This is a genomic window from Janthinobacterium sp. BJB301 (genome assembly GCF_002735685.1).
GTDB classification, from domain to species: Bacteria; Pseudomonadota; Gammaproteobacteria; order Burkholderiales; family Burkholderiaceae_D; genus Janthinobacterium; species Janthinobacterium lividum.
The window spans coordinates 2,905,379-2,930,192 of the sequence record NZ_PDZJ01000001.1 but is presented as its reverse complement, the minus strand read 5'-3'; the positions used below and the strand labels follow the sequence as shown (position 1 = coordinate 2,930,192).

At 63.3% G+C, this 24,814-nt stretch carries 26 protein-coding genes; 20 read left to right on the top strand and 6 right to left on the bottom strand.

Features of this window, described 5'->3' with window-relative positions:
* The first annotated feature begins 11 nt into the window (after window positions 1-11).
* From hisS to CSQ91_RS13025, 14 genes are all read left to right on the top strand, one after another.
* Window positions 12-1,373 carry a histidine--tRNA ligase gene (hisS, locus tag CSQ91_RS13090; RefSeq protein WP_034789042.1) on the top strand — a complete coding sequence of 454 codons (1,362 nt, stop codon included), beginning with the start codon at window positions 12-14 and terminating at the stop codon, window positions 1,371-1,373.
* Between the two features lie 54 nt (window positions 1,374-1,427).
* Window positions 1,428-2,096: a YfgM family protein gene (locus CSQ91_RS13085; RefSeq protein WP_099388477.1), complete on the top strand. Its 669-nt coding sequence runs from the start codon at window positions 1,428-1,430 to the stop codon at window positions 2,094-2,096.
* Between the two features lie 85 nt (window positions 2,097-2,181).
* Complete coding sequence (gene bamB, locus CSQ91_RS13080; protein WP_099388476.1) at window positions 2,182-3,327, top strand: outer membrane protein assembly factor BamB; 1,146 nt, start codon at window positions 2,182-2,184, stop codon at window positions 3,325-3,327.
* Between the two features lie 4 nt (window positions 3,328-3,331).
* The gene (gene der / locus CSQ91_RS13075) at window positions 3,332-4,678 is read left to right on the top strand and encodes a ribosome biogenesis GTPase Der (RefSeq protein ID WP_034752028.1); all 1,347 of its coding nucleotides are present in this window, start codon (window positions 3,332-3,334) and stop codon (window positions 4,676-4,678) included.
* Window positions 4,679-4,919: 241 nt separating this feature from the next.
* Entirely contained in the window at window positions 4,920-5,156 is a 237-nt protein-coding gene (hfq, locus tag CSQ91_RS13070) for an RNA chaperone Hfq (protein WP_008450615.1), read from the top strand.
* Between the two features lie 114 nt (window positions 5,157-5,270).
* Complete coding sequence (gene hflX / locus CSQ91_RS13065) at window positions 5,271-6,494, top strand: GTPase HflX (RefSeq protein WP_034752026.1); 1,224 nt, start codon at window positions 5,271-5,273, stop codon at window positions 6,492-6,494.
* 2 nt (window positions 6,495-6,496) lie between these two features.
* Window positions 6,497-7,789, top strand: a complete 1,293-nt coding sequence (hflK, locus tag CSQ91_RS13060; protein WP_070254060.1) for an FtsH protease activity modulator HflK — start codon at window positions 6,497-6,499, stop codon at window positions 7,787-7,789.
* Window positions 7,789-8,676: a protease modulator HflC gene (hflC, locus tag CSQ91_RS13055; protein WP_034789029.1), complete on the top strand. Its 888-nt coding sequence runs from the start codon at window positions 7,789-7,791 to the stop codon at window positions 8,674-8,676. The genes hflK and hflC overlap by 1 nt, the downstream gene beginning before the upstream one ends.
* A 270-nt stretch (window positions 8,677-8,946) precedes the next feature.
* Window positions 8,947-10,107 (top strand): ATP phosphoribosyltransferase regulatory subunit, encoded by a 1,161-nt coding sequence (locus CSQ91_RS13050; RefSeq protein ID WP_070254058.1) that lies wholly within the window; start codon window positions 8,947-8,949, stop codon window positions 10,105-10,107.
* Between the two features lie 3 nt (window positions 10,108-10,110).
* Window positions 10,111-11,424 carry an adenylosuccinate synthase gene (locus tag CSQ91_RS13045; RefSeq protein ID WP_034789024.1) on the top strand — a complete coding sequence of 438 codons (1,314 nt, stop codon included), beginning with the start codon at window positions 10,111-10,113 and terminating at the stop codon, window positions 11,422-11,424.
* A gap of 66 nt (window positions 11,425-11,490) precedes the next feature.
* Window positions 11,491-12,036, top strand: a complete 546-nt coding sequence (locus CSQ91_RS13040) for a phosphoribosyltransferase (protein ID WP_034752020.1) — start codon at window positions 11,491-11,493, stop codon at window positions 12,034-12,036.
* 65 nt (window positions 12,037-12,101) lie between these two features.
* Window positions 12,102-12,611, top strand: coding sequence for a GNAT family N-acetyltransferase (locus CSQ91_RS13035; protein ID WP_099388475.1), 510 nt, complete (start codon window positions 12,102-12,104; stop codon window positions 12,609-12,611).
* Window positions 12,581-13,534: a WD40 repeat domain-containing protein gene (locus CSQ91_RS13030; protein ID WP_143451027.1), complete on the top strand. Its 954-nt coding sequence runs from the start codon at window positions 12,581-12,583 to the stop codon at window positions 13,532-13,534. The genes CSQ91_RS13035 and CSQ91_RS13030 overlap by 31 nt, the downstream gene beginning before the upstream one ends.
* Window positions 13,531-13,836, top strand: coding sequence for an NIPSNAP family protein (locus CSQ91_RS13025; RefSeq protein WP_099388473.1), 306 nt, complete (start codon window positions 13,531-13,533; stop codon window positions 13,834-13,836). The genes CSQ91_RS13030 and CSQ91_RS13025 overlap by 4 nt, the downstream gene beginning before the upstream one ends.
* Before the next feature lie 19 nt (window positions 13,837-13,855).
* On the opposite strand, the gene CSQ91_RS13020 is transcribed toward CSQ91_RS13025, so the two are convergent.
* From CSQ91_RS13020 to CSQ91_RS13005, 5 genes are all read right to left on the bottom strand, one after another.
* Window positions 13,856-14,515, bottom strand: coding sequence for a glutathione S-transferase family protein (locus CSQ91_RS13020; protein WP_099388472.1), 660 nt, complete (start codon window positions 14,513-14,515; stop codon window positions 13,856-13,858).
* A 119-nt stretch (window positions 14,516-14,634) separates the two neighbouring features.
* A complete protein-coding gene (locus tag CSQ91_RS13015) occupies window positions 14,635-16,062 on the bottom strand; it encodes a Dyp-type peroxidase (RefSeq protein ID WP_099388471.1) in 1,428 nt (475 codons plus the stop codon).
* A gap of 74 nt (window positions 16,063-16,136) precedes the next feature.
* Complete coding sequence (locus CSQ91_RS13010; RefSeq protein ID WP_139179151.1) at window positions 16,137-16,601, bottom strand: hypothetical protein; 465 nt, start codon at window positions 16,599-16,601, stop codon at window positions 16,137-16,139.
* Between the two features lie 88 nt (window positions 16,602-16,689).
* Window positions 16,690-16,851, bottom strand: coding sequence for a hypothetical protein (locus tag CSQ91_RS28935; protein WP_180278415.1), 162 nt, complete (start codon window positions 16,849-16,851; stop codon window positions 16,690-16,692).
* A 43-nt stretch (window positions 16,852-16,894) separates the two neighbouring features.
* Window positions 16,895-17,956: an AI-2E family transporter gene (locus CSQ91_RS13005; protein WP_099388470.1), complete on the bottom strand. Its 1,062-nt coding sequence runs from the start codon at window positions 17,954-17,956 to the stop codon at window positions 16,895-16,897.
* Between the two features lie 202 nt (window positions 17,957-18,158).
* Between CSQ91_RS13005 and CSQ91_RS13000 the strand changes: the two genes are divergently transcribed.
* Window positions 18,159-18,785, top strand: a complete 627-nt coding sequence (locus CSQ91_RS13000; protein WP_070282101.1) for a flavin reductase family protein — start codon at window positions 18,159-18,161, stop codon at window positions 18,783-18,785.
* An 8-nt stretch (window positions 18,786-18,793) separates the two neighbouring features.
* Here the strand turns inward: CSQ91_RS13000 and CSQ91_RS12995 are convergent, their stop codons facing one another.
* On the bottom strand, window positions 18,794-19,606 hold the full coding sequence (locus CSQ91_RS12995; RefSeq protein ID WP_034789005.1) for a FadR/GntR family transcriptional regulator: 813 nt from the start codon (window positions 19,604-19,606) through the stop codon (window positions 18,794-18,796).
* Window positions 19,607-19,796: 190 nt separating this feature from the next.
* Here CSQ91_RS12995 and CSQ91_RS12990 point away from each other — a divergent pair, with 190 nt between their 5' ends.
* The 5 genes from CSQ91_RS12990 to otnI are packed head-to-tail and all read left to right on the top strand — an operon-like array spanning window position 19,797 to window position 24,812.
* Window positions 19,797-21,125, top strand: coding sequence for an MFS transporter (locus CSQ91_RS12990; protein WP_052140695.1), 1,329 nt, complete (start codon window positions 19,797-19,799; stop codon window positions 21,123-21,125).
* A 12-nt stretch (window positions 21,126-21,137) separates the two neighbouring features.
* Window positions 21,138-22,037, top strand: coding sequence for an L-threonate dehydrogenase (gene ltnD / locus CSQ91_RS12985; protein ID WP_099388469.1), 900 nt, complete (start codon window positions 21,138-21,140; stop codon window positions 22,035-22,037).
* A gap of 20 nt (window positions 22,038-22,057) precedes the next feature.
* A complete protein-coding gene (otnK, locus tag CSQ91_RS12980; protein ID WP_083299943.1) occupies window positions 22,058-23,359 on the top strand; it encodes a 3-oxo-tetronate kinase in 1,302 nt (433 codons plus the stop codon).
* Window positions 23,356-24,000, top strand: a complete 645-nt coding sequence (otnC, locus tag CSQ91_RS12975; RefSeq protein ID WP_034788996.1) for a 3-oxo-tetronate 4-phosphate decarboxylase — start codon at window positions 23,356-23,358, stop codon at window positions 23,998-24,000. The genes otnK and otnC overlap by 4 nt, the downstream gene beginning before the upstream one ends.
* A 20-nt stretch (window positions 24,001-24,020) precedes the next feature.
* Window positions 24,021-24,812: a 2-oxo-tetronate isomerase gene (gene otnI, locus CSQ91_RS12970; RefSeq protein WP_099388468.1), complete on the top strand. Its 792-nt coding sequence runs from the start codon at window positions 24,021-24,023 to the stop codon at window positions 24,810-24,812.
* Window positions 24,813-24,814: the final 2 nt, after the last annotated feature.

Below are 24,814 nucleotides of genomic sequence, written 5' to 3'. Positions count from 1 at the left end.
AGAAGAACACTATGTCCGAAAATAAAAAAGCAGAAAAAATTACAGGCGTGAAGGGCATGAACGATGTCCTGCCAGCCGATGCCCCGCTGTGGGAATTGTTTGAAAACACGGCGCAATCCGTGCTGCAAAGCTATGGCTTCCAGCAAATCCGCACGCCGATCGTGGAAGAAACGAAATTGTTCGCGCGCGCCATCGGCGCCGTGACCGATATCGTGGAAAAGGAAATGTATTCGTTCACCGATTCGATGAACGGCGACAACCTGACCCTGCGTCCTGAAGGCACGGCCGGCGTGGTGCGCGCCGTGGTCGAGCACAACCTCGTCTACGAAGGCCCGAAACGCCTGTGGTACAAGGGCCAGATGTTCCGCCACGAGCGTCCGCAAAAGGGCCGCTACCGCCAGTTCCACCAGTTCGGCGTGGAAGCCATCGGCTTCACGGGCCCGGATATCGACGCGGAAATCATCATGCTGTCGCGCCGCCTGTGGGATGACCTGGGCCTGGAAGGCATCCGCCTGGAACTGAACTCGATCGGCGATGCGGCCGAGCGCCTGCGCCACCGCGCCGACCTGATCGCCTACCTGGAAAGCCACAGCGAGCTGCTCGACGAAGAAGCCAAGCGCCGCCTGCACAGCAATCCGCTGCGCATCCTCGACACCAAGAACCCTGCGATGCAGGACCTGGTCAATGGCGCGCCGAAGCTGCTGGACTACCTGGGCGAGGAATCGCTGGCCCACTTCCACGGCGTGCAGAAGATATTGAACCACAACAATATCCCGTTCACCATCAATCCACGCCTGGTGCGCGGCCTCGATTACTACAACCGCACGGTGTTCGAGTGGGTCAGCGACAAGCTGGGCGCGCAAGGCACGGTCTGCGCCGGTGGCCGCTATGACGGCATGGTGGAAATGTTCGGCGGCAAATCGACGCCCGCCGTCGGTTTCGGCATGGGCGTCGAACGCCTGGTATTGCTGATGAAAGACGCGGCCGAGCCCGAGCAGCCGGCCCAGTGCGACGTCTACCTGGTGCACCAGGGCGAGCAGGCAGGCTTGCAAGCTTTCGTGCTGGCCGAGCGGATTCGCGATGCGGGCCTGGACGTTGTGCTACATTGCGCAGCGAGCAACGGCGGCGGCAGCTTCAAGACGCAAATGAAAAAGGCCGACGCCAGCGGCGCGGCGTTTGCCGTGATCATGGGCGACGATGAAATCGCCAATAACGTCGCTACGGTGAAAGCCATGCGCGAAGCCGATGCCGGCGCGCAGCAGAACACGGTGCCGTTCGACGATGTCGTCGATTACGTGGTGGACCAGATCATCGGCGACCACGATTGCGGCCATGACCACGGCCCTGGCGGCCACGTGCATCACCACCATTGATTTGCAGCAAGACCGTACTACCCTCGATCAACTACTCATTAAAACTGACGACCCATGGCATACGATCACGAAGAACAAGAACAACTGGCAACCCTCAAGGCCTGGTGGCAGCGCAATGGCAATCTGACCTCCTGGGTCCTGATCGTGGCGCTGGCAGGCTACAGCGGCTGGGCTGGCTGGCAGTACTACCAGCGCACGCAGGCTGCGCAAGCGGGCCAGCTGTACGACGAACTGCAAAACGCCATCGCCGCCAAGGACACCGCCAAGGTGATGCGCGCGGCTGGCGACATGCAATCGCGTTTCAGCGGCACGGCGTATGCGCAGATGAGCGCCCTGGCCGCGGCCAAGGTGGCGTTTGACGCGAATGACCTGAAAGCGGCCAAGACCCAGCTGCAATGGGTTGCCGAGCACGGCACCGAAGAGTACAAGGCCATCGCCAAGCTGCGCCTGGCCGGCGTCCTGCTGGATGAAAAAGCCTACGATGAAGCGCTGAAAGTGCTGGCGACGGCTTCCGTGGCGCAATTTGCCGGCGCCGTGGCCGACCGCAAGGGCGACGTCCTGGTGGCGCAAAACAAGCTGGCCGAGGCACGCACGGCTTACCTGGCCGCACTGGCCGCGACGGACAAGAACAATCCAGGCCGTCAATTGATCCAGGTCAAACTGGAAGCGATCGGCGGTACGGTACCGGAAGACAAGGCCAAGGCTGACAAGGCTGCCGCCTGACAGGAACACTGACGGCGTGGCCGCGTGGCGCTTTGCACCGCCGGTCTTGCCCTTACAAGTACAAGAAAAAGGTTGGATAACACTTATGCGTGTCACTGAAAAGCTGGTAGCTGCAAGTCTGTTGGCCCTGATGGCCGGTTGCTCGTCCTGGAACCCGTTCGCCTCGAAAGATCCGAAAGTCGAACCGGCCAAGCTGGTCGAGTTAAAATCGAGCATCGCCGTGCGCGACGCCTGGAAGTATTCGATCGGCAAGGCCGGCGTGTACGCCTTCACGCCTGCGCTGGCCGGCAACAGCCTGTACGTGGTCAGCGCCGATGGCGCGCTGGCGCGCCTGGACGCGGCCAGCGGCCGTGAGACGTGGCGCGTCAAGGCCGGCAGCGACATCACGTCCAGCGCCGGCAGCGATGGCACGCTGGTGGCCGTGGGCGCCGCCAAGGGCGCCGTGCTGGCGTTCGATGCCGACGGCAAGCAGCTGTGGAAGGCGCAGGCGTCCAGCGAAGTCTTGACGGCGCCCGTCGTAGGGCAGGGCGTGGTGGTGGTGCGCAGCGTGGACAACCGCATCGTCGGCTTCGACGCCAAGACGGGCGAACGCAAGTGGACGGTGCAGCGCGCCACGCCGGCCTTGACCTTGCGCAATGCGCCGGGCATGGTGCTGGGCGGCGCGAACATCTACGTGGCCCAGCCGGGCGGCAAGCTGCTGGCTCTGACGGCGGCCACCGGTGTGGTACGCTGGGAGGTCGTCGTCAGCGAACCGCGCGGCGCCACCGAACTGGAACGCGTTTCCGATATCGCCGGCGCACCGGTGGTATTCGAAGGCGAAGTGTGCGCCGTCACGTACCAGGGCAAGGCGGGCTGCTTCGATGCCGCCACGGGCGTGCCGCGCTGGACCAAGCCGATCTCGTCCGATGTGGGCGTGGCCGTCGACCAGCGTTTCGTGTTTGTTGCCGACGCCCAGGGCGCCGTCGTGGCGTTCAGCCGCGAAGGCGGCCAGAGCGCCTGGAAGAATGAGGCGCTGGCGCGCCGCCGCCTGTCGACGCCGGCCTCCTACGGCCGCAGCGTTGCCGTCGGTGACTATCAAGGTTACATCCACTTCCTGTCACGGGAAGATGGCGCATTAATAGGTCGTGTCAGCACCGACGGTAGCCCGATTGTTTCGGCTCCCGTTGTTGCCGGTTCGAATTTGATTTTTCAAACCCAATCAGGGACAGTGACCGCTCTCGCGGTCGAGTAATACAATGAAGCCGGTAATTGCACTAGTAGGTCGACCCAATGTTGGGAAATCGACTTTATTCAATCGTCTGACCCGCTCGCGCGATGCGCTGGTGGCGGATTTGCCTGGGTTGACGCGCGATCGTCACTATGGCGAAGGCCGTGTCGGCGAACGTCCCTTCCTGGTCATCGATACGGGTGGTTTCGAACCCGTCGCCAAGGAAGGCATCATGCACCAGATGGCACTGCAGACCAAGCAGGCCGTGGCCGAGGCCGACGTGGTGGTGTTCATCGTGGACGGCCGTCAGGGCCTGACCCCGCATGACAAGACCATCGTTGACTTCCTGCGCAAGAGCGGCCGCCCGGTCTTGCTGGTGGTTAACAAAAGCGAAGGCATGCGCTACACGGCCGTCGTGTCCGAATTCTATGAATTGGGCATGGGCGATCCGTATGCGATCTCGTCGGCGCACGGCGACGGCGTCAACGACCTCGTCGAAGTGATGCTGGACCTGGCGTTCGCTCAGCGTCCGGATGAGCCTGAAGAGCTGGAAAAGACCGACCGCGGCATCAAGATCGCCCTCGTCGGCCGTCCGAACGTGGGCAAGTCGACGCTGATTAACACGCTGCTGGGCGAAGAGCGCGTGATCGCCTTCGACATGCCGGGCACGACGCGCGATTCGATCGAAATCCCGTTCGAGCGCGATGGCCAGCAATACACCTTGATCGACACGGCGGGTATCCGCCGCCGCGGCAAGGTGTTTGAAGCGATCGAGAAATTCTCGGTGGTGAAAACGCTGCAGTCGATTTCCGAAGCCAACGTGGTCGTGCTGATGCTCGACGCGCAGCAGGATATCTCGGAACAGGACGCGCATATCGCCGGCTTTATCCTGGAATCGGGCCGCGCGCTGGTGGTGGCCGTGAATAAATGGGATGGCTTGCAATCGCACGAGCGCGATGAAATCAAGATCGATATCGACCGCAAGCTCGATTTCCTGTCGTTCGCGCAGATGCATTTCATTTCGGCGCTGAAGGGCACCAATATCGGTCCGCTGATGAAGTCGCTCAACGCCGCGTATGCGGCCGCCATGTGCGACCTGTCGACACCGAAGCTGACGCGCGCCCTGATCGAGGCCGTGGAGAAGCAGGAGCCGCGCCGCAAGGGATCGATTCGTCCGAAGTTGCGCTACGCTCACCAGGGCGGCATGAACCCGCCTGTGATCGTTATTCACGGCAATGCGCTCGACGCCGTTGGTGATCCTTACAAACGCTATCTGGAAAAACATTTCCGCGATACGTTTGCGTTGGTCGGCACGCCGCTGCGCATCGAACTGCGCACGGGTAAAAACCCGTTTGCACGCACGCCAAGCAAGTAATGATTTAAATGCTGAATTAAGTGCATATTAAGGCGCCGCAGAGATAATGCGGCGCCGACAGCCAATTCAATGGCTTTTGCACGAGAATAATAAAGTGTTAATGCGCCATGCGCGACAGCGATCGCGAAAACAGGTTACAGTAGCTATGACGCATCTTTCTTTCTTTGAAAGGTGTGAGAGCACTTGAAATCAAGCGAGTCGCCTCCAATTCTTACACAACAACATAAACAACGGAGCTGTTATGAGCAACAAAGGGCAACTGTTACAAGACCCATTCCTCAATGCATTACGCAAAGAGCATGTTCCTGTCTCGATTTACCTGGTCAATGGCATTAAATTGCAGGGCCATATCGAATCGTTCGATCAATATGTCGTATTGCTGCGCAATACGGTGACACAGATGGTGTACAAGCATGCCATCTCGACAGTGGTGCCGGCCCGTGCCGTCAATCTCAATATTGAATCTGAAGCGGAGTAAAGCGTTGAGCTTGACGGCCCAGCGCCTTTCACCCTCTATCGCCCCCGTCCGCGCCAGCGGCGCTGATGCGTTTGCATCGGCGTCGGCGTCCGCCGCAACTCATCAGATGCCATCATGCGCGCGGCACTAGTCGGGGTTGACTTCGGTCACAGCGACTTCGCCGCCAGCATGGAGGAACTCATGCTGTTGTCGCGTTCGGCTGGCGCGGACCCGATTTCCACCATCACGGCCAAGCGATCCAGTCCCGATTCCGCGTATTTCGTCGGCAGCGGCAAGGCCGATGAAATTGGCGACGTCGTCGTCAACGATGGCCTGGAAATCGTCATTTTCAACCATGCCCTCTCACCTGCCCAGCAGCGCAATCTGGAAAAGCGCCTGAATGTGCGCGTGCTCGACCGTACCAGCCTGATCCTCGACATCTTCGCGCAACGCGCCAAGAGCCACGAGGGCAAGCTGCAAGTCGAGCTGGCCCAGCTGCAGCATCTGGCCACGCGCCTGATCCGCGGCTGGACCCACCTTGAGCGGCAAAAGGGCGGTATCGGCTTGCGCGGTCCCGGCGAGACGCAGCTCGAGACCGACCGCCGGCTGATCGGCGACCGCGTCAAGGCCTTGCGCGCCCGTCTGGAAAAGCTGCACAAGCAGCGCGAAACGCAGCGCCGCGCGCGCGGCCGCAATCACACATTCTCGGTGTCCCTGGTCGGCTATACCAATGCCGGCAAGTCGACCCTGTTCAATGCCGTGACCAAGGCCGGCGTGTATGTCGCCGACCAGTTGTTCGCCACCCTCGACACCACCTCGCGCCGGGTTTACCTGGGCCAGGAAGTGGGTAACGTGGTGATCTCCGACACGGTCGGCTTCGTGCGCGAACTGCCGCACCAGTTGGTGGCGGCATTCCGCGCCACGCTCGAAGAAACCATCCATGCCGATTTGCTGCTGCATGTCGTCGACGCCGCGTCGCCGGTGCGCATGGAGCAGATCGAGCAGGTCAACCTGGTCTTGAAAGAGATCGGCGCCGATCATATTCCGCAAATCCTCGTGTGGAACAAGATCGATGCGGCCGGGCTGGAGCCTTCGGTGGAGCGCGACGAATATGCTACGATCAGTCGCGTGTTCGTCAGTGCGCAGAAGGGCAGCGGGCTCGACCTGCTGCGCGATGCGATAGTCGAGATGGCCAGGAAGGCGCCCGGTTCGGCCCACCTGTACCAGAACGATGAAGCACCGCAGGAAGATCAGTTTGACGGTCAGTACGACCAGCACGATGGCGCCGCCCCGGACCAGGACGAAGAGCCTGGCGAGGACGATAGGATTTCCACCCACTCCCAAGTCGGAACACGATAGTTATGCTTGTCTCCCTACTCAAAAAAACAGGCTTGAAGTTGTCCCTGAACGATCCCCGCTGGGGCAATCGCAAGGACGACGGCAAGAAAGCCCAAGAAGGCAAAAAGCCCGGCGAAGGTCCGCCGGACCTCGATCAGTTGTGGCGCGATTTCAATCAGCGCCTGAACGCCTTTTTCGGACAGAAGAACCGTCCCGACAACGGCGGCAATAACAACGGTGGCGGCGGTGGTCCGCGTCCCGACATGAAGGGCGCCGGCATCACCGCCGGTGTGGTCGGCGTGATCGCCGTCTTCATCTGGCTCGCCAGCGGCGCCTTCATCGTGCAAGAGGGCCAGAACGGCGTCGTGCTCACGTTCGGCAAGTACAGCCACACCACGCCGGCCGGTTTCAACTGGCGCTGGCCGTACCCGTTCCAGACCGACGAAACCGTCAACGTGTCGCAGGTGCGCACGGTGGAAGTGGGTTACCGCCAGTCGCTGCGCAACAAGCAGGCCAGCGAGTCGCTGATGCTGACGGACGATGAAAACATCATCGACATCCAGTTCGCGGTGCAATACACCCTGAAGGATCCCGTGGCGTGGCTGTTCAACACGCGCGACCAGGAAGACACCCTGCGCCAAGTCGCCGAAACGGCGATCCGCGAAGTCGTCGGCCGCAGCAAGATGGACTTCGTGCTGTACGAGGGCCGCGAAAAGGTGGCGTACGATACGCAGCAGCTGATGCAGCAGATTCTCGACCGCTACAAGGTCGGCGCCGTCATCACCAACGTGACGATGCAGGCCGTGCAGCCGCCGGAGCAGGTGCAAGCCGCCTTCGACGATGCCGTCAAGGCAGGCCAGGACCGCGAGCGCCAGAAGAATGAAGGCCAGGCTTACGCCAACGACGTCATTCCAAAAGCCCGTGGCGCCGCATTCCGCCTGATGGAGGAAGCGGCCGCGTACAGCGCGATGGTGACCGAGAACGCCGCTGGTAATGCTTCGCGCTTCAAGCAGGTGCTGGTCGAGTACCAGAAGGCGCCGGTTGTCACGCGCGACCGCATGTACCTCGAAACGATGCAGCAAGTGTTCAGCAGTGCCAGCAAGGTCATGGTTGACGCGAAGACGGGCAGCAATCTGCTGTACCTGCCGCTCGACAAGCTGATCGCCCAGACGGCTGCCACCGATGCCGCTGCTGCCGCCGCCCGTGCTGCCGCGACACCCGCAGCCAACACCGTTTTGCCACAGGAAGCCATGCCGACAGTAGAAGTCAATACGCGCCGCGACAGCCGCTCTTCGCGTGAACGGGAGAGCCGCTAATGAACCGTATCGTAGCCGCCCTGATCGCGGGCTTTATCGCGATCATGCTCTTGTCCTCGACCGTGTTCGTGGTCGACCAGCGTAAGTATGCGGTCGTCTTCGCCCTCGGTGAGGTCAAGGAAGTCATCAGCACGCCGGGCCTGTATTTCAAGCTGCCGCCGCCGTTCCAGAACGTGCTGTACCTGGACAAGCGCATCCTGACCCTGGATACGCCGGAACCGGAACGCTTCATCACGGCCGAAAAGAAGAACATCCTCGTCGACGCGTACGTGAAGTGGCGCATCGCCGACCCGCGCCTGTATTTCCGCAGCTTTGGCGGCGATGAAAAGCCGGCCCGCAACCGCATGTCGCAAATCGTCAAAGCAGCGCTGAACGATGAAATCACCAAGCGCACCGTGCGCGAAGTGATCTCGGGCCAGCGTGGCAAGGTGATGGAAGCGATCCTGGCGAAGGTCTCGGCGGAAGCCAAGGCCATCGGCGTGGAAATCGTCGACGTGCGCCTGAAACGCGTCGACTACGTCGAGCAGATCAACAACTCCGTGTACGAGCGCATGAAGTCCGAGCGCGTGCGCGTGGCCAATGAGCTGCGTTCGACCGGTTCGGCCGACTCCGAGAAAATCCGCGCCGACGCCGACAAGCAGCGCACGGTGATCCTGGCCGAAGCGTATCGCGAAGCCGAGAAGATCCGCGGCGAGGGCGATGCCAAGGCATCGCAGATCTATGCGGAAGCGTTTGGCAGGAATCCGGAGTTCTACAAGTTTTACCGTAGCCTGGAAGCCTACCGCGCCACGTTCAAGGACAAGGGCGACGTGATGGTGGTCGATCCGAGTTCGGAATTCTTCAAGTACTTCAAGGGCGGCGGCGCAGCCGGTTCGGCCAAGAAGTAAGGCAGCATCCACACTGCGCCCGGCCGCAAGGACGGGTGCGGCAGCAGCGGGGCCGGCATCAATGCCGGCCCCGTTTTTTTGTGTCCGCCATGTTGTTGCGGGAAGGCGTAAAATGCGGTGTTTTTAGGGCTGTGCGGCAGCGTTTCGGACAACTTATCCCTAAAGGCCCGTGTTTTCGCGTAAAATATCAGGTTCGGCCTCTTGCCTGGCGCGCCTGCCGCTGCCTCGCATGATGCATTTTTTCAACTTTCTTCCGTATCTCGCTCCCTCATGCCGAATTGGCTTTTGCCCGAAAATATTGCCGATGTTCTGCCGTCGGAAGCGCGCAAGATCGAAGAGCTGCGCCGCCTCATGCTGGATAATTTCCGTCTGTACGGATATGAACTGGTGATGCCGCCGCTGCTCGAGTATCTGGAATCGCTGATGACTGGCGCTGGCAAGGATACCGACCTGCGCACGTTCAAACTGGTCGACCAGCTGTCGGGCCGCATGCTCGGCCTGCGCGCCGACATGACGACGCAAGTGGCGCGCATCGACGCGCACCTGCTCAACCGTGCCACCGTCACCCGCCTGTGCTACGCCGGCAGCGTGCTGCATACCCGTCCGTCGGGGCTGCACGCCACCCGCGAGCCGCTGCAGATCGGCGCCGAAATCTATGGCCACGCCGGCCTGGAAGCGGATGCCGAGATCCAGGAACTGGCGCTCGCTTCGCTGGCACTGGCCGGATTCGACGCGGTACGCCTGGATTTGTCGCACGTCGGCCTGTTGCGCGCTATCATTGCGCAAGACGCCAATGCCGAGCGCGACGAAGCTGCGCTGTACACCCTGCTGCGCGCGAAAGATGCGCCGGGCCTGCGCGCCCTCACGGCCGGCTATGACGCCGTGACGCGCGATGCGCTGCTGGCCTTGCCGAACCTGTATGGCGACATCGACGTGCTGGCGCGTGCGCGCGAAGTGCTGCCGCCGCTGCCGGGCGTGCTCAAGGCGCTGGCCGAACTGGCCGCGCTGGCAGGATCCGCGCTGGGCCGCGCCGAAGTGGCAATCGACCTGGCCGACCTGCGCGGCTACCAATATGAAAGTGGCGCGATGTTTGCGCTGTATGTACCTGGCTTGCCGAACGCGGTTGCGCGCGGCGGCCGTTATGACCACGTCGGCGAAGCGTTCGGCCGGGCTCGTCCCGCGACCGGCTTCTCGCTCGATTTGCGCGAACTGGCGCGCCTGTTGCCGACCGCGGAACGGAAGCATTCGATCCGCGCGCCGTGGGGCAGCGCGCCAGAATTGAAGGAAAAAATCGCCGAGTTGCGCAAGGCGGGCGAGGTCGTGATCCAGAGTATGCCGGGTCACAGTAATGAACAAGACGAGTTCGAGTGCGATCGCGTGCTGGTACTTGCCGATAATGGTAGTAGCTGGATTCTTAAAAACTTAGGTTGAGTGATGTCAAAGAAAATTATGGCAAAGAACGTTGTTGTCATCGGCACCCAATGGGGCGATGAAGGTAAAGGCAAGATCGTCGATTGGTTGACCGATCACGCCCAGGGTGTGGTGCGCTTCCAGGGCGGCCACAATGCAGGCCACACGCTGGTCATCGGTGGCGTGAAAACCGCGCTGCAGCTGATCCCGTCGGGCATCATGCGTCCAGGCGTCGCCTGCTACATCGGTAACGGCGTGGTCGTTTCCGTGCCGGACGTGCTGCGCGAAATCGACAAGCTGGAAGCCGTCGGCGTCGAAGTCGCCTCGCGCCTGAAAGTGTCGGACGCCGCACCGGTGATCCTGCCTTACCACTCGGCACTCGACCTGGCCCGTGAAGCTGCGCGCGGCGCGGCCAAGATCGGCACCACCGGCAAGGGCATCGGCCCGGCCTACGAAGACAAGGTGGCGCGCCGCGCCATCCGCGTCGCCGACCTGCTGAACGAGAGCCGTTTCGCTGAAAAACTGGCGGAAAACCTCGATTACCACAACTTCGTGCTGGAGCACTACCTGAAAGCTCCGCGCATCGATTACCAGAAGACCCTCGACGACGCGCTGGCCTATGTGCCGCGCCTGCGCCCGATGGTCACCGACGTGTCGAGCGCGCTGTACAAGGCGCACAAGGCCGGCGCGAACCTGCTGTTCGAAGGCGCACAGGGTTCCCTGCTCGACGTCGACCACGGCACCTATCCGTTCGTCACCTCGTCGAACTGCGTGGCTGGCAATGCCGCCGCCGGTTCGGGCGTCGGTCCTGGCATGCTGCACTACATCCTGGGCATCACCAAGGCGTACACGACGCGCGTCGGCTCCGGCCCGTTCCCGTCGGAACTGCCAACGGATGCGGGCGTCGGCCACCACCTGGCGCAAGTCGGCCATGAATTCGGCACCGTGACGGGCCGTGCCCGCCGCTGCGGCTGGTTCGACGCCGCCTTGCTGCGCCGCTCCGTGCAGATCAACGGCGTGACGGGCATGTGCCTGACCAAGCTGGACGTACTCGACGGTATCGAAACGCTGAAACTGTGCACCGGCTACACCATCGACGGCGTGGCCACGGACATCTTCCCATCGGGCGCCGAAGAAGCCGCCCGTTGCGTACCTGTGTACGAAGAGATGCCAGGCTGGACGGAAAGCACGGTCGGCGCGAAATCGCTGGCGGCCCTGCCGGCAACGGCACGCGCTTACATCAAGCGCATCGAAGAACTGGTCGGCGTGCCGGTGGACATGGTTTCGACCGGTCCGGATCGTGAAGAAACGATCGTGCTGCGCCACCCATTCGAGTAAGCTGCTGGACACAATCCGCCGCAAGGCGGATTTTTTTAATCACGCTAATAATAAGATTCCACTATCATGACTACCCCACAATCGAACGATCAACATCTCTGGGTCAACTGGGAAGAATACCACCGCCTGATCGAGCGCCTGGCGCTCAAGGTCTACGAATCGGGCTGGAAATTCGACCAGGTATTGTGCCTGGCGCGCGGCGGCGTGCGTCCTGGCGACGTCTTCTCGCGCATTTTTGATTTGCCGTTGGCCATCCTGTCGACCAGCTCCTACCGCGAAGACGCGGGCACGGTGCGCGGCGACCTCGATATCGCCAAGTACATGACCATGACCAAGGGCCCGCTGGCTGGCCGCATCCTGCTGGTCGACGACCTGGCCGATTCCGGCGTCACCCTGGACAAGGTCACGCGTCACCTGAAGGAAAACTTCCCTGACGTGACCGAAGTCAAATCGGCCGTGATCTGGCTGAAAGGCTGCTCCGTCGTGCGTCCCGACTACTTCCTGGACGAACTGCCGCACAATCCGTGGATCCACCAGCCGTTCGAAGACTACGACGGCCTGCGTCCGCACCAGCTGGCGGCGTGGATCAAGAAGGGCGAAGCAGGCAAGTAATCGCGTGTGCGCTTGCAAAAAAAAGACGATCGTGTATCGTCTTTTTTTTCGTCCAAGGAAATGCCATGACCATACTGACGACGGCGCGTCTGCGCCTGGAACCGATCACGGAGCAGCACTACGAGCGCATGCGCACCCTCAACACGGATCCCGAGGTGATGACCTATCTGAATGCGGGCCAGTCCGAGACGGAAGAAAATACGCGCGCGGCCGTCACGCGCATCACGGGCCGCTGGGCCGAGTGGGGCTATTCGTGGTGGGCGCTGATACGCCTCGATGATGGCGAGATGGTGGGCATGGCTTGCCTGCAGCATCTCGATGGCGACAAGACTAAACCGCATGAAATCGGCTGGCGCCTGGCGCGTACAGGTTGGGGCCAGGGCTATGCCAGCGAGGCGGCTGCCGCCATCGTCGCGCACGCGTTCGATGTCGTCGGCGCGCCCGCAGTGGTGGCCGTGGCTCACCCGGACAATGCCGCCTCGATCAAGGTCATGACGCGCCTGGGCATGCAATACGTGGGCATGGGGCGCCATTATGACCTCGATTGCGTCGTGTACCGCCTGGCACGCCCGTGACGGCGGCGCGCAAGCCCTTGAAGCTGGGCTGCAGCTACGGCGTGCAGTTTTCACCCGATGGCACGCGCCTGGCCGTGCTGGGGCGCGACCTGGTGCTGTGGGACGTGGCGGCACGGACCAAACTGTGGCGCGGCAAATTCATCGCGCACATGTCGGGCATGGCCTTCTCGCCCGACGGCAGCCGGCTCGCCATCAAGAGCACGACGGGCCAGCTGGCCGTGGTGGATGCCGATGCGGGACAATTGCTGTTCAATTTCCAGAACAAGAAGGATGGCGAAGGCTGCGGTCCCGCGTGGTCGCCTTGCGGGCAGTATCTTGCCGACGGCGGCTGGGATGGCCGCCTGCGGGTGCGCGATGCGCAAACGGGCGAGGCGCTCTTCACGCAGGCGCACCCGGGCGAGATGCTGCGCGGCACGTGGGCTATCGATGGCGGACGGCGTTTGCTGCTCCTGCATGGTGTCAAATCGGTGGAAGAGGGACAAGTGCAGCCGCCCGACTATTGCAGCGTGTGGGACTGGCCGCTGCAGGCGGGCGCCGGCCGCGTGGTGCTGTCGCTGCCGAAGCTGGCGTCATGCGCGCCGTCGCCCGATGGCGAGCATCTGGCAGTTCTGCATTACGCTGACGGCCAAGAGTCTCTGTCCGTGCATGCGCTGGATGATGGCCGCCGGCTGGCCACGGTGCCCGTGGAGGCGGGCGGCGGTACGGGCGACGCCTTGCGCTGGCTGCCCGACGGCAGCGCGCTGGGGCGCATCGGCAAGGGCAAGCTGCTGTTCTACGCCTGGCCGGGACTCGGCGTGCTTGCCGAACACGCCGTTGCCTATCCCTGCGCGCTGGACTTCTTGCCTGGCACGCCATTGGCCGCCATCGGCTCCTGGGAGTCCGGCATGCTGATGGATCTGAATCTTCACAAGGAAAGCGCATGATTACCTGTTACCTGCGTTACATCATCGACCCGTATAAATTGCGGGAATTTGAAGCCTACGGCAAGCTGTGGATACCGCTGGTCGAACGCTTCGGCGGCCAGCACCACGGCTATTTCCTGCCATCGGAAGGTGCCAGCAACGTGGCGCTGGCCATGTTCTCGTTTCCCAGCCTGGCTTTGTACGAGCAGTACCGCATCGACTCGATGCAGGACGCCGAATGCCAGGCCGCCTTCCGCTATGCGGAAGAGACGCGCTGCATCGTCAGCTACGAGCGCAGTTTTTTCCGCCCCGTGTTTGGCTGAACAGGTTTACTGAACAAGGTCAGTCGCGCTGCGGTGCGCCCAGGGGGAAGAGGTGGCGGTACGGACGTGCCTCTTCCACCGCGCGGGCGAACGATGGGCGGGCCAGCAGGCGCGCGCGGTAGGCGCGCAGCAGGGGCAGCGTCGCGGGAATCGGCTGGGTCCAGTCCGCATAGAACAGCGCGGGGGCGGCGGCGCAGTCGGCCAGGCTGAAGTGGTCGCCGGCTGCCCACGTCCTGCCGGCCAGGTGCTCTTCCAGCCAGGCGTAGGCGAGGTCCAGCTTTTCGCCGGCAAACTCACGGCCTTCCCTTGTCTTCACCGGGTCGCCGGTCAGGGCGGCGCCCACCGCATGCTGCACGGGTGTCATGACATGCAGGTCGAAATAGCGGTCGAGAAAACGCACGTCCAGCGCCTGCATCGGATCGTCTGGCAGCAGGCGCAGCGGACCGGGATGGGCCAGTTGCAGGTATTCGATGATGATGCTGGTCTCGGCGACGTTGCGCTCGCCGTCCACCAGCAGCGGAAACTTGCGCAGCGGCCAGCGTTCCAGCCATTGCTGCAGGTGCTGCGACATGTCCGGCGCCAGGCAGCGGAAGGAGAACGGGATGGCGTTCTCGTACAGCGCGATGAGCACCTTCTGCGTGTACGAGGAAAAGGGATGGCCGTAGAGTATCAGCGACACGGTGGGAACTCCTGTCATTGTGAAAGGTTGGCAACACGCGCGTGTGCCAACGATAGTGCAATGACAGGGTCAATGCAAGCGGTCCGCGCCGTTCCCGCTTGCCCCCGTGGCGCGCCCGCCTAGCGGAGGTTCGCCAGGTAGCGCAATCCCGTGATGCTGGGGAAGAAGCAATACACGCCGCCACGCGTGATGACGCTGCGCGAGAAATGCTGCAGTTCGGTATTGCCGCTTCCCTTCGCGCCCACGCCGGGCAAGGTGAAGGAACTGACGGCCGGGTCGTTGATGCCCAGGAACACGTCCTGGCCGCTGATGTTGAACGTGGCATCGCCCGCCTCGGGACCGGCCGGGCCGACGGCCGATTTGACGAAGGCGTCGTCATTGTTCCATTGCTTCATCAGGAATTCGAACTGATTGCGCAGGCTGGCATTGATGAAATAGCCGACCAGGCCGCGCTGCTCTGCGATGGGCGCTGCCGGATCATATTCGCTGCCGTAGGGCATGGCGCGCCGCACGATGCGGTGGTGGCGGGCGGAGGCGCCCACGACGGCTTCGTCGCGCGGATTGTTGCGCCGGATGTGCGCGCCTATCGGGCATTTCAGGCCCAGCGTGTCATCGAGTTCCGGCTGCCCATCGACATAGTGAAAGCGGTTCAGGCTGGCGTCCGGCAGCACGGGCCCGGCCTCGTCCGGCCTGAGCGCGAGCGGATTGCCGTTGCGCCAGCGCCCGCACATCTTGGCGGCCACCATTTCGGTCGTGAGTCCGGAACTGGCCGCGCCCTGGCTCAGGATGCTGTCGAACAGGGGCACGTCCTGTTCCAGGATGCGGAAGGCGGCATAACTGCCATTGGTGGATAGCTGCGGCGGCTGCACCTGGTAGGTGCCGCCGTTTTCATTCGGATAGCCGAGCAGGAATTCCCCCGTCTTCACGCTGTTGAGCGGGTCAGGGTCGTGTTCGCGCTTGCGCTGCGGGGCGCCATCGACGTCGGGCTGGGCGATGCTGTCGCGGTAGCCGAAATGCACGCGGTTGTCTGGCAGGGCCACGCCGTCGTGCGCATACAGTTCGCGCCAGCCCGCGGCAAAGGCGCGGCGTAGTGTGGCCGAGGTCGCCTTTAGCACTTCCGTCGATTCGCTGACCCACAGGCTCAGCAGCGCATGCACCTGGCCATGCTGGGTAGCCGGCCCCAGGTTGCCGAGCCAGTGTTCGGGGGCGCTGTCGCCTACGTCGCCCACGGCAGTGACGCTGGCCGGATCGGCCGCGCCCCGTTGAAATGCCTGGTCAAAGGTGGTCAGGTCGGTCGCGGCAACGCCCAGCGCCGACAGGCCTGGAGCGGTAAAGCTGAGATTCAGGAAGCAGGGCGGCTTGGGGTGGATGTGCCGCGCGGTGGTAATGGACGGCAAGCCGTCGCTGCCGTCGAGCAGGGCCGCGATGGTGCGCCGTGCCTGCGCCGCATCCGTGATGCTGAAGATGAAATGGCGCGCCAGGTTGACGCGGTAGCCGCGCAGGATCGTGCCTTGCACGTCGTCGTAATCGATGGTGGAATCGGCCATGCTGTCTCCGGGGGCTGGGGTGGTGGCTGGCAGGGTGGTGGGGCCGCTTGCGCAGCCCCGGCGTGGCTTTCGGCTCAGGTTCGGAATGCGGCGATGATTTTCTGGACGGTCTGCGGATAGGCGCTGTACAGGCCGTTATTGGGCACGTGCTGCGCGGCGTCGTTGGCCGTGATGAAGGCTTCAAATGCGGCCACATGGTTGGCAACAGGAATCAGCGCCTTGCCGCCCACGACAAATTGCAGCAGCGCGTCGAACACCTCGCCCAGTTTGCCCACGAAATCTTCGATGTAGTCGTTGAAGTTGCCGTCATACTCGGTGATCACGCCGATGATCAGACTATCGGAAGTGCCTGCTGATTGAATGTTGGGCAGCAGATTGGGCTGGGAGCGGTCCAGCAGGGTGAAGCGGGCAAAGTGTACGGTACCGATCTCGGTGAGGGCGGCATTGATCTTCGCCTGGAATTCCACCAATGTTGCGGCGATGGCGGTCGGATTGGTGCCGGGTAGCGCCGGCATCATTAAGCACAGTGGATTTGCCATGGGAGGCTCCTCATTACGTGGTTGTCGGGAGGACCGACACTACGCCGCGGCGCCCACTGCGTCAAAAGCTATATTTTCACATTTGTTGCTAATTGCGCACTATTGCAACATGATAGTCGATATGAAATCCGGTCTCATGTGGATAGTTGCCGAGGCTGGCCAGCGCATGCGGACACTCTGCTGCCAGGCTGTTCCGGCCTGTTTCTGGAAGCGCAAGTGGCGCCGCCAGCAAGCCGGATTTCATCGCCATTATTTTTGCAGGATGGGACGCTGACGCTCCCGATTGCCACGCCTCAATCCTCGGCCTGGAATTCGCTGGCCGAGACGAACAGATCCCACGAGGCGATGAACAGGGCCGCCACCACGGGGCCGATGACGAAGCCGTTCAGGCCAAACAGGGCCATGCCGCCCACGGTCGACAGCAGCACCACGTAGTCGGGCATCTTGGTGTCCTTGCCGACCAGGATGGGGCGCAGCACGTTGTCGACCAGGCCGATGACGAAGACGCCGAAAGCGGCCAGGCCTGCGCCTTGCCAGATGGCGCCCGTGGCCAGGAAGTAGACGGCCACGGGCGCCCAGACGAGGGCGGCGCCGACGGCCGGCAGCAGCGACAGGAAGGCCATCAGCACGGCCCACAGCAGGGGCGCGGGCACGTCCAGGAACCAGAACGCCAGGCCGCCGAGGGCGCCCTGGGCGATCGCCACGAGGATGTTGCCTTTCACCGTGGCGCGGATCACCGTGGTGAAATTGGTGAACAGGCGCTGCTTGTATTTTCGGCTCAGCGGCACGGCGCCCTTGATACGGGCTGACAGGGAGGAGCCATCGCGCATGAGGAAAAACAGCAGGTACAGCATGATGCACAGGCTGGTGAGGAATTCAAAGGTGTACAGGCCCACATTGATGGCTTTCACGGCCACCACCTGGCTCACCTGCGTGGCGCCCTCGGCCAGCTTGTCCTGCAGGCTGGTCAGGCTGGTCAGGTTGAAGCGGTCGAGCAAATTGATCAGCCATTGCGGCAGCACGGCCATGATTTTATTGAAGAACATGGCGACCGTGATTTCACCCGAACGTACCATTTCCACGACGCTGGCCGCCTGATTCACCAGCGACACGGAAATGAGCGACAGCGGCAGGATCACGATGACGATGATCAGCAGCAAGGTCAGCAGCGACGCCAGGCCTGCGCGGCCCTTCGTTTTCAGCAGCAGCCAGCGGTACACGGGCGCGAACAGGATCGCCAGGACGACGCCCCAGAAGATGGCGCCCGCATACGGCGCCAGTATCCAGCCGAAGCCGATGGTGACGATGCTCAGGAGGAGCAAGAACACTTTCTGGTGCAGCGTGAGTGTATGCATGGGCGGTAGCGGAATGATAATGGTTGAGTTGTGCCATCATAAGCGAGGCGTGGTGCGGCGCGCCATACAATTGTGCCTTGGTTGTCTGTACGCGAGCGCGCCTGGCGCCGGCGGGCTGGCAACACGGTAGCGGCAAATCCAGTAAGCTGTCGCTCCAGGCGTTCCATCCCGGGCGCCTTTGACTTGGACTTCAGGAACGCGCGTGGCCGACAACATTCACTTTTATGAACCTGCACAGGGCCACGGCCTGCCGCATGATCCCTTCAACGCCATCGTGGGGCCGCGGCCCATCGGCTGGATCGCTTCGCGCAGCGGCGAGGGCGTGCTCAACCTGGCGCCGTACAGCTTTTTCAACGCCTTCAATTACCACCCGCCGCTGATCGGTTTTTCCAGCATCGGCCGCAAGGATACCTTGCGCAATATCGAGCAGACGGGCGAATTCGTGTGGAACCTGGCAACCCGGCCGCTGGCCGAGGCGATGAATGCCAGCTGCGCGCCGGCGCCGCCCGAGGTCGATGAATTCGCGCTGGCCGGCCTGACGCCGGCCGCCTCGCGCATCGTGAATGTGCCGCGCGTGGCCGAAAGCCCCGTCTCCTTCGAATGCCGGCGCACGCAGATCATCGAGCTGCAGGGCGTCAATGGCGCTGGTGTCGGCAGCTGGCTGGTGCTGGGGGAAGTGGTGGGCGTACATATCGCGCGCCACCTGCTGACCGATGGCGTGTACGACACGGCGGCAGCGGCGCCGATATTGCGCGGCGGCGGTCCGGCCGATTATTTCGAGATCGGACCGGACAGCCTGTTCCACATGCGCCGGCCCAGCTATCCCTGAGCCAGGATTTATTTCTGCATGATGGGATCGCGTCCCAGGGTGCGGGCCAGCGCGCCGCCGTCGCCGCGCCAGAATTCGCGGTCGGCCAGGCGCACGCGTTCGGCCGCATGCTGCATGTGTTCCATGGCCGCCTGGCGCGCCCGCTGCGGGTCGCCGTCGGCAATCGCCTGCACGATCTTTTCATGTTCGCGCCGCACTTCGATGGAAAAGTCCGTGCGCCGCGCTTCATTCGCGCGCGTCACCTTGACGGCCGAGCGGATCGGGTCGGCGAACATGGCAACAAACTTCGGCCAGTAAGGGTTGCCCGTCGCCTCGGCGATGCACAGGTGCAGGCGTACGTCTTCTTCCACGCCATCGACGCCGGCCGCCACGGCTTCCTCGATGCGCCGCAGCGCGTGTTCGATGTCGGCCAGTTGGCCCGGCGTGCGCCGCACGGCTGCCAGCGCGGCGATTTCCGCTTCCAGTCCCTGGCGCACTTCGATCAGGTTCAGTAGCGATTGCACCGATTGCTCCGTCAGCGCGTCACCCCGCTCCCCGGCCTTCGCGCCATCCTGCGCGCACACGAACGTGCCGCTGCCCTTGCGCGTGACGAGGATGCCGTCCGCCTGCAGCAGGGCGATGGCTTCGCGCAGCACCGTGCGGCTGACGCCAAAGTGGCTGGCCATGGCTTGCTCCGACGGCAAACGCGTGCCGCCGGCCAGGCCATCGTGGTGGAGCTGCTGGCGCAGCCGTGCCGCCACGCGCGCACCCAGGGTGCCGGTGGTGAAGCTGCCCGCGGCGGGCTCCGGCGCGGGAAGGGTGAAGCTGAACGTGCGGTCCATCGGGTGCATCCTTGCGCTAACGGTTTTCAAATGGGGATTGCCTGCTTGCCATTATATGGAATATACAGCTTGACACACATAAAACACACACATAATATACATCCATACAAATTTTAGACAAGTTGCCAGCCACCACCGGTGGACCATAAAAACCCGGCACGGTCGATCCCCCAGTGATCAGGAGACAAGCATGGAAGTGTCACAGACAATGCCGGGCCAGCCGGCCGGCGCGGCCGCAAGCCAGAAAACCATCGATGACGCCGTCTACCGCAAGGTGACCTGGCGCATCATTCCCTTCCTCATGCTGTGCTACATCGTCGCTTACCTCGACCGTGTGAACGTGGGCTTCGCCAAGCTGCAAATGCTGGCCGACCTGCAGTTTTCCGAAACCGTGTATGGCCTGGGTGCGGGCGTGTTCTTCCTTGGCTACTTCCTGTTCGAGGTGCCCAGCAATGTGATGCTGCACAAGATCGGCGCGCGCGTGTGGATCGCCCGCATCATGATCACCTGGGCCATCATCTCGGGCGCCTTCATGTTCGTCACCACGCCAACCCAGTTCTACGTCATGCGCTTCCTGCTCGGCATCGCCGAAGCGGGCTTTTTCCCCGGCATCATCCTGTATCTGACCTACTGGTATCCGTCCGAGCGCCGCGCGCGCATGGTGTGCACCTTCATGGCCGCCATTCCCGTCGCGGGCCTGATCGGCGGCCCCCTGTCGGGCTGGATCATGGAAACCTTCGCCGGCTGGCACGGTTATGCGGGCTGGCAGTGGATGTTCGTGCTCGAAGCGATTCCCGCCGCGCTGATGGGCGTGGCCGTGCTGCTGTACCTCGATAACAGCATCCGCGCCGCGAAGTGGCTGACGGAAGATGAAAAAGTCATCCTCGAACAGCGCATCGCCACGGAAGCGCAGGGCAAGGTCTCGCACCCGTCGATCCGCGCCATGTTTGCCGACCCGCGCATCTGGGTCATGGCCCTGATCTATTTCTGCTGCGTGATGGGCCAGTATTCGCTGACCTTCTGGCTGCCCAGCCTGATCAAGGCGGCCGGCGTGACGGGCGTGCTCAATATCGGTCTCTTTACGGCGATCCCGTACTCGGTAGCCGTGGCGTCGATGATACTGCTGGGCCGCAGTTCGGACAAATACCGCGAACGCCGCTGGCACATGGCCATCCCGCTCGTGGTGGGCGCCGCCGCCATCGTCTGCAGCGCGCTGGCCGGCGCCCACAACACGGGCTGGGCCATTTTCTTCCTGACGATCGCCGCCGGCGGCATCCTCGCCGCCTCGCCCATGTTCTGGAGCCTGCCGACGGCTTTCCTCGGTGGCGTCTCGGCCGCCGCCGGCATCGCCGCCATCAACTCGGTGGGCAACCTGGCCGGCTTCGCGGCGCCGTACATGATCGGTTCCATCAAGGACCTGACGCAGTCGACCGACATCGCCATCTACCTGCTGGCCGGCATCCTGGTGATTGGCGCCATCATCATCATGCGCGTGCCGGCCAAGCTGGTAAACAAATAAGTGGAGCAAACAATGACTGCAACAATCGAAAAAGTGGGCGTGATCGGCCTGGGCGCCATGGGCATGGGCATCGCGCAATCGTTGCTGCGCGCGGGCTTCGACGTGCATGCCTGCGACGTGCGTCCGGAAACCGTGCAAACGCTGGCCGGCCAGGGCGCCCATGCGGCGCCGTCTCCCGCCGCGCTGGCGGCGCAGGTGCAAGCCTTGCTGATCGTTGTCGTCAATGCCCAGCAGACGGAGGCCGTGCTGTTTGGCGAACACGGCGCGGCGGCCAGCCTGGCGCCGGGCAGCGTGGTGATCGCCTGCGCCACCGTGGCGCCCGAGTTTGCCGAGGCGCTGGGCGCGCGCTTGGCGGCCATGGGGCTGCGCTTCATCGACGCGCCCATTTCCGGCGGCGCGGCCAAGGCGGCTGCCGGCGAGATGTCGGTGATGGCGGCCGGCGCGCCCGATGCGTTCGACGCTTGCGGCGGGATTTTCGACGCCATCTGTGCAAAGCTGTACCGTCTGGGCGAACAGCCGGGGCAGGGTTCGAAAGTCAAGATGATCAACCAGTTGCTGGCCGGCGTGCATATTGCCGCCGCGGCCGAAGCGATGGCGCTGGGCCTGCGCGCCGGCTGCGACCCGGACGCCCTGTACGAAGTCATATCGAACAGTGCCGGCAGTTCCTGGATGTTCCAGAACCGGGTGCCGCATATTTTGAAAGGCGATTACGCGCCGCTGTCGGCCGTGAATATCTTCGTCAAGGATTTGGGCATCGTGCTCGATTACGCAAAAAAAAGCGTGTTCCCGCTGCCCCTGTCGGCCACGGCGCACCAGATGTTCATGCAGGCGTCGGCGGCAGGCTTTGGCGGCGAGGACGACTCGGCCGTCATCAAGACTTTCCCGGGCATCGATCTGCCGGCGAAAGCGTAACTGAATAAAAAGGAACAATCATGACCGTACTACTGGGATGTATCGCCGACGATTTCACGGGTGGCACCGACCTGGCCGGCATGCTGGTCAAGGCTGGCATGCGCACGGTGCAGCTGATCGGCGTGCCGCAAGGTCCGCCGCCAGCCGATGTCGACGCCGTCGTCATCGCCCTCAAGTCGCGCACGAATGCGCCCGAGGAGGCGGTGGCTGAATCGCTGGCCGCGCTGGCCTGGCTGCAGCAGGCCGGATGCAGGCAGTTCTATTTCAAGTACTGCTCCACGTTCGACTCCACGCCGCGCGGCAATATCGGCCCCGTGGCCGAGGCGCTGATGCGGGCGCTCGACACGGATTTTACGATTGCCTGCCCGGCGTTCCCCGCCAACGGCCGCACCATCTACAAGGGCAACCTGTTCGTCGGCGACGTGCCGCTGGCCGAATCTGGCATGCGCGACCATCCCTTGACGCCGATGACGGATTCGAACCTGGTACGCGTGCTGCAGCAGCAGGTGCAAGCCAAGGTAGGCCTGGCCGATTTCTCCGTGGTGGAGAAGGGCGCCGCCGCCATCGCCCAGCGTTTTACGGACTTGCGTGGCCAGGGCTGCCATTTCGCCGTCGTCGATGCCGTCTCGAACCGCGACCTGGAAGCCATCGGCGCCGCCTGCGCGGACTTGAAACTGATCACGGGCGGCTCCGGCATCGCGCTGGGACTGCCACAGAATTTCCGCCAGCGGGGCCAGCTGGCGCCATCGCCTGCGGGCCAGGCGGGACGTTTGCCGCCACCGACGGGCTTGCGTGCCGTGATCTCGGGCAGCTGCTCCGTGGCCACGCAGCAGCAGGTGGCGCACTTGCGCGAACTGGCGCCATCGTTCCATGTCGACCCTTTGCAGCTGGCGGCCGGTGGCGAGGTGGTCGACGCCGTCGTGGAGCAAGCCCTGGCCTGGGCCGGCGCGCACCTGGCGCAAGGCCCGGTGCTGATCTACGCCACGGCCACGCCGGACGCCGTGCGCGCCGTGCAGGCGCAACTGGGCGTGGAGCGGGCCGGCGCCCTGGTCGAGGAAACCCTGGCCGCCATCGCGCAGGGGCTGGTGCGCCTCGGCGTGGGCCAGCTGATCGTCGCTGGCGGCGAAACGTCGGGCGCGGTAGTAAAAGCGCTGGGCGTGGCGGGTTTGCGCATCGGGCCCGAGATCGATCCTGGCGTGCCGTGGACGCAAGCCTTGCCGGCGCTGGGCGAAGATGGCGCGGCGCCGTTGGCGCTGGCCCTCAAGTCCGGCAATTTCGGCACGGTGGATTTCTTCAGCAAGGCCTGGCAGGTGCTGGCATGAGCACCACGGAATCGCGCCAGCGCGAGCTGATCGTCGACTTTGGCAAGTCGCTGTTCGAGCGGGGCTTGACGGCCGGCAGCAGCGGCAACCTGAGCGTGCGCCTGTCCGACGGCTGGCTGCTCACGCCAACGAATGCCAGCCTGGGGCGGCTCGATCCGGCGCAATTGTCAAAGCTGGACTGGGACGGCAACCTGATCAGCGGCGCGCCGCCGTCAAAAGAGGCGTTCCTGCACCGCGCCATGTATGCGGAGCGGGGCGGTGCCGGCGCCATCGTGCATTTGCACTCGACGCATTCGGCGGCCGTGTCGTGCATGTGCGGCTTGAACCATGACGACTGCATTCCACCCCTGACGCCATATTTCGTGATGAAGGTGGGGCGCTTGCCCCTGGTGCCGTATCACCGGCCGGGCGACCCGGCGCTGGCGGGCGCGATTGGCGCCATGGCGCGCAAGCATTCGGCCGTGCTGCTGGCCAATCACGGTCCCGTCGTCTCTGGCACGAGCCTGGAAGCGGCCGTGTATGCGGCCGAGGAACTGGAAGAGACGGCCAAGCTGTTCCTGCTGCTGCGCGACGTGCCCACGCGCCCGCTCGACGCGGCGCAGATCGCCGACCTGAAGCACACGTTCAAACTCGAACTATAAGATTCCCAAGGAGATACCGCATGCCCCGCTTTGCCGCCAACCTGACCATGATGTTCAATGAAGTGCTCTTCCCGCAGCGCTTTGCCGCCGCCGCGCAAGCGGGTTTCCAGGGCGTCGAATTTCTGTTCCCTTACGATTACGCGCCGCAGGAAGTCGCGGGATGGCTGCGCGAGCACGGCTTGCAGAACGTGCTGTTCAACCTGCCGCCGGGCGACTGGGCGGCAGGTGAGCGGGGCATCGCTTCGCTGCCGGGCCGCGAAGCGGAATTCCGCGCTGGCGTGGCGCGCGCCATCGAATACGCGCTGGCGCTGGGCACCCCGCGCGTGCACATGATGGCGGGCTTGCTGCCCGTAGGCGCCGACCTTGCCCTGCACCGCGCCACCTACCTGGCCAATCTGCAGTACGCGGCCAGGGCCGTGGGCGAGCATGGCATCGAGCTCTTGATCGAACCGATCAACGGACGCGACATGCCCGGCTACTTCCTCGTCACGCAGGCGCAGGGCCATGCGCTGCGCCTGGAGTCGGGCGCGTCCAACGTCAAGGTGCAGATGGATTTTTATCACACGCAGATCGTCGAGGGCGATATCGCCATGACGTTCAGGAACAACTTCGATGGCATCGGCCATGTGCAGATCGCCAGCGTCCCGGCCCGCAATGAACCTGACGATGGCGAAGTCAATTACCCGTATTTATTCACGCTGCTGGATGACCTGGGCTACGAGGGCTGGATCGGCTGCGAATACCGTCCGCGCGGGCGCACCGAAGATGGCCTGGGCTGGCTCGCCGCTTACAACAACAAACAAGGAGCATGAAG